The following is a 9,575-nucleotide window of genomic DNA, read 5'->3' as shown; positions in this document are numbered from 1 at the left end:
TGGTTTGACTACCGCCTTCATTTCTAAGACAATCATTGTTTATCGACCTCAAACAACTTATTTTATTCTAACATATCCTGCACAAAACTGTCAAGGATTTAGTGGTGCTTCCTGTCACTGAGCCTGTCGAAGTGCTGTTCTATATTGGTCGGGTTTCATCCCGTCAGTCAAACTGAGGGTCTTCACCCGACATTTAAGATAAAAACAAAACATCCAGACGTTGACTTTATGGAATTTGCTGGTATGGCGGCAGATATAGAAAATACTATGCAAAAGATTGTCGAAGTAAGGGCGAAGCATTCGGACGATAACCTATCGCTGAAACCGTAGATTTCCTATCTGAATGCTGCGCCCCTACTTTTTCCGCATACCCTAATTAATCGGGCAATTTATACTGTTCCACAATCTTTTTAGCATATTCAGGAACATGGGCTGCTAATTTTTCAGGATAATTACGTTTAACATAAAGGTAATTACGGGTAAAGTGAGAATCGATGGAAAAGCGAGCGTATTCTAAACCTTTAGGTCCGATTTTTTCAATTACTACTCCCATCATTTTTGCCGCCCACATCGGCAATGTTACACCTTTGTCGTAGGCAGGAATGCTATTTTGTACCGCCTGTTTTCTATCACCACTAGACATAACATCTTGGGTATCTAATTGGTCTTTAACTAACTCTAACATTTCCTTGCCCGTATCATTACGAACGACAATCCATTGCCAGCCAAAAGGCGCGCCCATATAGCCCACAACTAAATCTGCAAGGGAGTTAACATAATCAAAACAAGTCATACAGGAAGGGGCAAAAACATCCTTTAATTTATTAGTCTTTAAGCCAAAAAAGGGAACCATTTCGATCGAGCCGTCTTCGTGTTTAAAGTGTACCCGAAAATCCTGCATAAATTCGTAATGAACCACGGTTTCTGGGGAACGACTGGTAGTTTCTAGAAACTTTTGCAGTCCTGAGCGGGTGACATTATCGACGCAGGGAGTTCCTAAGACATATAATTTTTCTAAGCCTAATTTTTTTTCTACTGCTCTTAGGGCTTGAATTTGACAACCAACTCCGATAACTAATAACCGTTTCATGCCCGATTTTTCAATTTCTTCTAGGACTGATAAATTGGGAGAAAGAGTCGGTTTATTAACTTTAGCGGCAAGGATTTCTTCAGTGGTACGGGCGAGAATCGGTTGCGGTTGAAAGCGATCCTCGGCGGTATTCTGCACACAAACCACCCCTTCTACCAAACCACGAGCGAGCATTTCACAGGCAATTGTACTGACAATTCCTGTCCATTGCGCCCCGGGGATGGCTTGTTTTTTCTTGGCAGCCATCATCTCTTGATGAACACCAAAATAGAGATCATTTTCCTGATTTAAGTCGCGACTTTTGCCGTGTGCTTCTGCTTCTAAATCGGCGATTTGTTGATTTAGAAAAGCACAAGCTTCTTTAACATAGTGAATATAATAAGTGTCACAAAGTCCGCACTCGCTACACAATTCTTTGGCAGGACGACGACTATTGGGTTTGAGGGCTTTGGCTTTTAGGTGTGGCGCAAGCGAGTTCATAATCTTAAAAGGCAACTAGGTCAAGGGTTTTTTCTATCGATCGTTTACCTTACCGCATTCGATCGCTTTGTTACCAATCTTTTTAAAGAAATGTAACGATTACCTGGAATAGGATCAGAGCAAAGCTTCTAAGGTGGCGACGACGGAAGCCGCTAAAGCTTCTAAATCATAACCGCCTTCTAAGCCAAAAAGCAGCGGTTTATTGAGAGTTAAGAGGTATTTCGTTAAAATTCCATAATCTTGTGGTTGTAAACAAATGCCCGCCAGAGGATCCGCTTGATTGGCATCATATCCAGCACTAACAATCACTAAATCTGGTTGAAAATTTTTCAGAAAAGGTATGACTTGCCCCTCAAAATGTTCTTGATAATCTTTAATGGTACTTCCCGCCGGTAAGGGAATATTCAAAACATTATCAAACTCCCCTTTTTCTCTCGCTTCTCCCGTGCCGGGATAAAAGGGGAATTGATGGAGGGAACAATAGGCAATCTGGGGATGATTTTCGACTATATCCTGGGTGCCATTGCCGTGATGCACGTCCCAATCAAGAATCGCTACTTTTTGCACTCTTTTGTTTTCTAAAGCATAATAAGCGGCAATAGCAGCATTAGAAAACAGACAGAAACCCATGCCATAATTAGAAGTGGCATGATGACCGGGAGGACGGGCTAAAATAAAGGCAGGATCGCCGGTGGATAAGACTCGATCGACTCCATCTAACCAGCCACTAACCGCTAGTAACGCCACATCGTAACTACGGGCAGAAACGGGAGTATCTGCATCCAATCTTCCACCGCCCCGTTGACAAATTCGCCGCAATCTATCAACATAATCTTGATTATGAACTTGTTTAATCAAAGGGATTACTTCGTCACGAATTTCGATCGGTGTGGGTAAATGCCATGTTAATTTTGACTGCCATTCTGTTTGTTTTAAAGCTCCGACAATTGCCGTTAAACGCGCCGCTTTTTCGGGATGGTAAATACCTGTATCGTGATCGAGAAATTCATCGGAATAGATAATCGAGATCATAATCAAATTACTGCTTAACTCGTTGGTTTTTGAGCAACCTAATGGTTTTAATCTACCAGAAAAGCAGCGGCTTGAGGGGCTATAGTGAAAAAACTTTACTGATTGGGTCACTTTGGCCGGATGATGCAATTATCTTTCCCTAAGGTGACAGGAAAAAAATGCTGACAAATTTTCGGAAATTTCAGCTAGAAGTTAATGGCATTACTATCAATGGTATCAAAGGTGGGCGCGGTTTTCCGCTGCTTTTGCTCCATGGTTATCCCCAAACCCATCAAATGTGGCATAAAATTGCCCCCCGATTAGCGGCTAATTTTACGGTTATCGCCACGGATCTGCGCGGCTACGGGGATAGCGATAAACCCTTACCCCTAGAGGATTCTAGCAATTATTGCAAGCGAGTCATGGCCCTCGATCAGGTGTTGCTGATGGAAAAATTGGGTTATCAGGAGTTTTATCTGATCGGCCACGATCGAGGGGCGCGAGTTTCCCACCGTCTCGCCCTTGATTTTCCCGAAAAGGTCAAAAAACTCGTTTTACTCGATATAGCCCCAACGCTGGCGATGTACGAAGCTACCAATCAAACTTTTGCTACTGCCTACTATCATTGGTTTTTCTTGATTCAGCCTTCCCCTTTTCCTGAAACCCTGATCGCCGCTAATCCCGATTATTATCTGCAACATTGCTTGCAAAGTTGGGGGCGAGATTTTAGCGCTTTTACAGAGGAAGCTTTGGGGGAATATCAGCGTTGTTTTCGAGATTTGAGGACAATAACCGCCACCTGTGCCGATTATCGGGCTGCCGCTACCATCGATTTAGAGCATGATCGTCAGGATTTAGACCGGAAAATTTCCTCCCCCCTCTTGGTTCTTTGGGGAGAAAAAGGTTTCATTGCGCGTCAATACGATGTGATCGCTCTTTGGCAGCAGCGAGCTAATCAAGTCACTGGACAGGCGATCGCCAGTGGTCATTTTTTACCGGAAGAAGCACCGGAAGAGACGGGACAGGCGATCGAGGATTTTCTTCAATAAGTAAAGATATTGACAGCATAATTCTCCCAGTTAGGAGTGAGATTTTTCAATCAATTACCGATCAAATATTATTATGCAAATGCTAAAATATTCCCTGATTGTCCCCATCTATAACGAGGAAGAAACTATTGCCGAACTATATCGCCGGGTGAGTGCCATCATGAATAATTTAGATGGGGAGGTAGAATTAATCCTAGTAAATGATGGTAGTAAAGATAGTTCCTTAAAACTGCTGCGAGAACTGCACAAAGCTGATTTTCGAGTGTGTTATATCAGTTTCGCCCGCAATTTTGGTCATCAAGCGGCGGTGACAGCTGGACTTAATTTTTGCCGAGGACAAGTAATTATTGTTTTGGATGCCGACCTGCAAGATCCGCCCGAATTAATTCCCCAAATGATTGAAAAATGGCAAGAGGGGTATCAAGTAGTTTATGCCCAAAGAACCAAAAGAAAACAAGAAAGTTGGTTTAAAAAACTGACGGCCTATCTCTTTTATCGTTTGCTTAAAAGACTAGCCGATGTGGATATTCCCGCCGATACAGGAGACTTTTGTTTAATGGATCGTCAGGTAGTAGATCTATTAAATTCTCTCCCAGAAAGAAATCGTTATATTCGTGGGTTGCGCGCTTGGATTGGCTTTCCACAAACTGCGGTTAAATTTGAGCGGGATGCGCGCTTTGCCGGGGAAGTAAAATATACCTTTAGCAAATCATTATCTTTAGCTATTAATAGCCTAGTATCTTTTTCTCGTGTCCCCTTACGTTTTGCTACCTATCTAGGATTATTTTCTGCCCTGATATCTTTGATTATGGCTCTGTTAGTATTATATTGGCGTTTACAGCAACCCGACTCACCGATCACGGGTTTTGCCACGATTATGATCGCTATATTTTTTCTGGGTTCTGTACAGCTAATTAGCATCGGAATACTAGGAGAATATATCGGCAGAATTTACGAGGAAGTTAAAGGCAGACCCACCTACACAATTGCTGAGTTAGCTGGCTTACAAATTTCTTGATTCTTGTCAGTAAGAATCGCTAATTTTTTGCTGTTTTGCCCATCTAGATAAAACTTGATCCTCCCTAGCGATCGCTACTGATGCGGCCTTGGCGGAGAGTTTTTGGGTCTTGGAGAATCTCTGGACAATAACGATCGAGCATTCTTTGCCAGCGACGGACAGGATCACAATCCCCGGTGACAGAGACAAGACGACCAAAAACGGAATTTTTTAGCCCAGTTTCACAGGGACGAAATTTCATTTCTGTTAGCTGGACTGATAGCTGATTGGAATCGCTAATAATTTTCTTGCGGATTTGTGGCACCAGGATTTTCTTGGTAGGAAAGGCTGTTACCAAACTCGAATTCCTGTCCGTAGGCTTCCTCTCCGTGTTGAGGCACATCTAACCCTTCTGCTTCCGTATTCGGTTTAACCCGCAGATCCATGAATAAACTGAGAACTTTCAGGATGACAAAAGTACCCACGGCAGCAAAGATATAAGTAGCAGCAACGCCAACAAATTGCGTCCAGACTAAGCCTGGGTTGCCAAATAGTAAACCGTCATTACCCAAGGAATTAACCGATTTAGTCGCAAAAACCCCCGTAAGGATTGCCCCTACCGTTCCACCCACACCATGGACGGGATAGGTATCCAAAGAATCATCAAAGCGCAATTTTGCCCGCAGACTAACCGCAAAAAAACAGCTAAGGGCAGTGATCGAACCAATGAGAATCGCCCCGATCGGCAGCACATAGCCGGCAGCGGGAGTAATACCCACTAATCCCCCTAAAAATCCACTAGCAATACCGATCGCCGTCGGTTTACCCCGTAAAATCCATTCTATAAGCATCCATGTCAAACCACCGGCCGAAGCGGCGATCGTGGTATTAACAAAAGCTGTCGTGGCTAGGGAACTAGAGGAAAGCGCGCTACCACCATTAAAACCAAACCAACCGAACCAGAGTAAACCGATACCTAGGAGAACAAAAGGCACATTATGGGGTGCATAGGCTTGGACACCAAAACTACGCCGCGGACCGATCATCCAGGCGGCCACCAGTGCAGAAATCCCGGAACTAATGTGAACAACGGTTCCACCGGCGAAATCCAGCGCCCCAGTGGCCGCCAACCAACCCTTACCCCAAACCCAGTGAGCTAGGGGAGAATAGATAAAGGTGGACCAAAGCAGTAAAAACCAAAAATAGGCTTTAAAGTTAACCCTTTCCACGATCGCACCCGAAATTAAAGCCGGGGTGATGATCGCAAACATCATCTGATAGACCATAAACACTTGATGGGGAACGGTGGGTGCATAACCGATATTGTCAGGTGTGGCCGCAGTGACACCGTTAAGAAAAATCCAATCTAGTCCCCCGATAAAAGCTTCAATTCCCTCGCCAAAACCACTTTTACCCGGGGTGACATCGAAAGCGAGACTATAACCCCAAAGCACCCAAGTTACCCCGATGACGCCCATGGCCACCAAACTCATCATCATGGTGTTGAGGACGTTACGGGAACGTACTAAACCCCCATAAAAAAAGGCCAGTCCGGGGGTCATTAATAAAACTAAAGCTGAGGAGATCAGCATCCAAGCTGTATCCCCAGCACTAATCGGATTGGGGGGAGCGGCGGTGATGGTTTCCGCAAAAACCGGGGCAACTCCAAAATTGAATCCCAGTCCCAGCAAAAGTACGGTTATTCCTACGATCTTTTTCATTGTCGGTTGGTGGTTAGTAGCAAGATTAATTTTTTCTGTCCGTAAAGAGACAAAAACCGAAAGAGAAAAGGTTTAGAAGGCAATTATAGCCATTGATCGCATCGGGGCGAGGCCTTCTTCTTTTTCTCTTTAACTTTGTCGGGTATCAATTAATCTATCTTTACAAGGTTTAACCTAACGAGTGCTAGGCGTTTCCATGTCAACACTGGAAGCATAATAGCTACCAGCGACGATATCGGACTCCTTGACGAAACCGCTATAGGCTTCCATGCCGTGTTCGCCTATATCCAGACCTTCCAATTCTTCTTCGGGAGTAACACGAATACCGAGGGTAGCCTTGAGGATTGTCCAAACAATACCACTAACAATCACGGTAAATGCCCCTACTGCCACAATCCCGATAATTTGGTTAATAAACAGTTGGAATTGACCGGTGATTAAACCGGCATCTTTGTTGAAGATACCGACGGCTAAAGTTCCCAACACACCACAGACGAGGTGAACGGAAGTCGCACCCACCGGGTCATCAATTTTCAGGTTATCGAAGAAAGACACCGAGTAAACCACGACTACGCCGGCGATTAAACCGATGATTGCCGCCGACCAATAGGATACACCATCACAACCGGCAGTAACGGCTACTAAACCGGCGAGAATACCGTTAATAATCATCGAAAGGTCGGGTTTACCATCTTTGAACCAAGCGGTAAGGGTAGCGGCAATGCCACCCGCGGCCCCGGCGAGGTTAGTTGTGACAGCGATATAGGGTACAGTTTCATTAACCGCTAAAGTAGAACCGGGGTTAAAACCAAACCAGCCAATCCAGAGAATTAAACAACCTAGGGTCGCAATACTCATGTTATGGCCGGGTAAGGCACTGGTGCGACCGTTGATGTATTTACCCATTCTCGGGCCGAGAATTGCAGCCCCAGTTAAAGCAGACCAACCACCCACCGAGTGAACCACCGTCGAACCGGCGAAGTCTTTAAAACCAAGGTCGGCTAACCAACCGCCACCCCAAACCCAGTGACCAGTGATCGGGTACATGATACCGACAATAATTAAGCTAAAAACTAGGAAATCGACGAATTTAATCCGTTCTGCCACTGCCCCAGATACAATGGTGGCTGCCGTTCCCGCGAAAGCGACTTGGAACAGGAAGAACACCGAGGTGGGCAAAGAGGCGGGCATGACGTAGGTGGCAGGATCGCTACTGCTAAGGAACCAACCTCCTGTACCGAAAAATTCGTTACTGACAGACCCAAACATCAGGGAGAAACCGATCGCCCAAAATGATATGGTGGAGAGGGCGAAAACGATCAGGTTTTTGGCGAGAACGTTAACGGCGTTTTTCTGGCGACAGAATCCCGTTTCTAGCATCGCAAAACCTGCGTTCATAAAGATCACGAGGATGGAGGCAATTAAAACCCAGATTGTATTGAGAGCGTTTTGGACATCTTCGGGAGTTAAGGGTTTCGCATCTTGGGCCTGTACGGCCGTGTTCCAAACCACAAAAATAATCGCGGACAAAGGAACACAGGCTAACCAGACAGGGTTAATTTTCGGTAATAAACCGACAAGTTCCCCAGATTTTCGAGCAATTCGTTTCATCGTTAATTCGTTGACTTTGTTGAGTTAGTAGGTCGATTCATTACTTTTGAGAATAATTACCGAGCAATTATGTCCTTTCCACCGCTAAATCCTAGGAACAGGGGTCAATCATTTCAGAAGACCAAACACCTAGGGATTTATCTTGAGGTGTGAGTAGTCAATGTTTTTCGATCTTTGTTTTTTTGATCTGAGATTTCTGTATTCGTTGATACATTTCATTTTAAAATAATAGTGGTGGAGAAGTGATCAAGAATTTAGTTATCAGATGCGAGTTATCAGTTCACTGATTACTTTTTACTGTTTACTGATCACTGAAAAAAGCTCCCCACTGATCAGTTTTTACTGTTTACTGATCACTGATAAAGTCTCCCCTCCTTTGGAGAAATCAACCATGGCCCAGGCAACGGAATTCGATCGCACAATGATGCAAAGATGTCTAACCCTTGCTAGACAAGGCTTGGGACGGACTTCTCCTAATCCCTTGGTGGGTTCTGTGATCGTTCAAGAGGGGACAATTATCGGCGAAGGTTTTCACCCGGAGGCCGGACAACCCCATGCAGAAGTTTTCGCCCTGAGACAGGCAGCAGAAAAAGCTCGTGGTGCCACTTTATACGTCAATCTTGAACCCTGTAACCACCATGGACGTACTCCCCCCTGTAGCGAGGCAATTATGCGAGCGGGCATTAAAAAAGTGGTGGTGGGGATGATCGATCCTAATCCCCTGGTGGCGGGGAAAGGTATTCAAAGATTAGAATCGGCAGGCATCGAGACGCTGGTGGGAGTGGAGGAGTCCGAATGTCTTCAACTCAATCAGGGTTTTATCCATCGCATTACCGCTAAAAAACCCTTCGGTATCCTCAAATATGCCATGACTCTCGATGGCAAAATTGCCGCTACTACTGGTCATAGCACTTGGATTACTAGCCCTGCTTCTCGCCAAATAGTCCATCAATTGCGATCGGCCTGTGATGCGATTATCGTCGGCGGTAGCACTGTCCGTCAAGATAATCCTCACCTAACCACTCACGGCCTCTCCGATCATAATCCCCTGCGCGTGGTCATGACTCGATCGCTCGATTTACCCTCCTCCGCCCATCTTTGGGATACCAGTCAATTTCCCACGCTTGTCTATACACAAGTTGATTCTAATGTCAAGCTTAAGCAACAATTATTAACAAAAGGCGTGGAAGTGATCGAACTAACCGAGGTGACACCCACTTTAGTGATGGAAAATCTTTATCAGAGGGGATTTTGTCAGGTTTTGTGGGAGTGCGGCGGCGGTTTAAGCGCGGCTGCCATCGCTGAGGGCATGGTACAAAAAATTATCGCTTTTATTGCGCCCAAAATCATCGGGGGAATCAAGGCACCTACTGCCGTGGGTGATTTAGGTTTCCAGTTAATGAGCCAAGCTTTACAGTTAGAAAATGTCACGGTTAATTATCTCAATCCCGATATTGTGATTGAGGGATATCTGCAAATTGACATCCTCGCCGCCCTAAAAGTGCGGCGATTCCTAAACCTCACGATTTAAGTTTCTGCTTCAACCACCGTTGCATACCACGGTTAAAAAACCATGTACTGTCTTACACAAAGTCCACAGACTTTCGCGACCTTTC

8 protein-coding genes are annotated in these 9,575 nt (G+C 45.0%); 3 read left to right on the top strand and 5 right to left on the bottom strand.

The annotated features are described in order from the left end of the window. Positions 1 to 376 precede the first annotated feature (376 nt). Complete coding sequence (locus IM322_RS05605; RefSeq protein ID WP_287676490.1) at positions 377 to 1,570, bottom strand: Coenzyme F420 hydrogenase/dehydrogenase, beta subunit C-terminal domain; 1,194 nt, start codon at positions 1,568 to 1,570, stop codon at positions 377 to 379. Positions 1,571 to 1,684: 114 nt separating this feature from the next. Then, a complete protein-coding gene (locus IM322_RS05600; protein WP_287078889.1) occupies positions 1,685 to 2,602 on the bottom strand; it encodes a histone deacetylase family protein in 918 nt (305 codons plus the stop codon). A gap of 158 nt (positions 2,603 to 2,760) precedes the next feature. Between IM322_RS05600 and IM322_RS05595 the strand changes: the two genes are divergently transcribed. Next, positions 2,761 to 3,630 (top strand): alpha/beta fold hydrolase, encoded by an 870-nt coding sequence (locus tag IM322_RS05595; protein WP_286824449.1) that lies wholly within the window; start codon positions 2,761 to 2,763, stop codon positions 3,628 to 3,630. 79 nt (positions 3,631 to 3,709) lie between these two features. After that, positions 3,710 to 4,648: a glycosyltransferase family 2 protein gene (locus IM322_RS05590; RefSeq protein ID WP_287676499.1), complete on the top strand. Its 939-nt coding sequence runs from the start codon at positions 3,710 to 3,712 to the stop codon at positions 4,646 to 4,648. Positions 4,649 to 4,712: 64 nt separating this feature from the next. Here the strand turns inward: IM322_RS05590 and IM322_RS05585 are convergent, their stop codons facing one another. From IM322_RS05585 to IM322_RS05575, 3 genes are all read right to left on the bottom strand, one after another. Continuing rightward, positions 4,713 to 4,952, bottom strand: coding sequence for a hypothetical protein (locus IM322_RS05585; protein ID WP_287676492.1), 240 nt, complete (start codon positions 4,950 to 4,952; stop codon positions 4,713 to 4,715). Further along, on the bottom strand, positions 4,924 to 6,348 hold the full coding sequence (locus tag IM322_RS05580) for an ammonium transporter (protein ID WP_287676493.1): 1,425 nt from the start codon (positions 6,346 to 6,348) through the stop codon (positions 4,924 to 4,926). Before IM322_RS05580 ends, IM322_RS05585 begins: the two co-directional genes overlap by 29 nt. A gap of 174 nt (positions 6,349 to 6,522) precedes the next feature. Further along, the gene (locus IM322_RS05575) at positions 6,523 to 7,959 is read right to left on the bottom strand and encodes an ammonium transporter (RefSeq protein ID WP_287676495.1); all 1,437 of its coding nucleotides are present in this window, start codon (positions 7,957 to 7,959) and stop codon (positions 6,523 to 6,525) included. Between the two features lie 391 nt (positions 7,960 to 8,350). On the opposite strand from IM322_RS05575, the gene ribD reads away from it, so the two are divergent. After that, positions 8,351 to 9,490 (top strand): bifunctional diaminohydroxyphosphoribosylaminopyrimidine deaminase/5-amino-6-(5-phosphoribosylamino)uracil reductase RibD, encoded by a 1,140-nt coding sequence (gene ribD / locus IM322_RS05570; RefSeq protein WP_287676497.1) that lies wholly within the window; start codon positions 8,351 to 8,353, stop codon positions 9,488 to 9,490. Positions 9,491 to 9,575: the final 85 nt, after the last annotated feature.

It is taken from the genome of Microcystis sp. M109S1 (assembly GCF_020247025.1).
Lineage (GTDB): Bacteria > Cyanobacteriota > Cyanobacteriia > Cyanobacteriales > Microcystaceae > Microcystis.
This window is presented reverse-complemented; position numbering and strand designations above follow the sequence as displayed.

Excerpts from the sequence above, each read along its gene's own strand:
- IM322_RS05575 (WP_287676495.1), bottom strand. The coding sequence starts at position 7,959 with ATGAAACGAATTGCTCGAAAATCTGGGGAACTTGTCGGTTTATTACCG.
- IM322_RS05595 (WP_286824449.1), top strand. The coding sequence starts at position 2,761 with ATGCTGACAAATTTTCGGAAATTTCAGCTAGAAGTTAATGGCATTACT.
- IM322_RS05600 (WP_287078889.1), bottom strand. The coding sequence starts at position 2,602 with ATGATCTCGATTATCTATTCCGATGAATTTCTCGATCACGATACAGGT.
- IM322_RS05580 (WP_287676493.1), bottom strand. The coding sequence starts at position 6,348 with ATGAAAAAGATCGTAGGAATAACCGTACTTTTGCTGGGACTGGGATTC.
- IM322_RS05590 (WP_287676499.1), top strand. The coding sequence starts at position 3,710 with ATGCTAAAATATTCCCTGATTGTCCCCATCTATAACGAGGAAGAAACT.
- ribD (WP_287676497.1), top strand. The coding sequence starts at position 8,351 with ATGGCCCAGGCAACGGAATTCGATCGCACAATGATGCAAAGATGTCTA.
- IM322_RS05605 (WP_287676490.1), bottom strand. The coding sequence starts at position 1,570 with ATGAACTCGCTTGCGCCACACCTAAAAGCCAAAGCCCTCAAACCCAAT.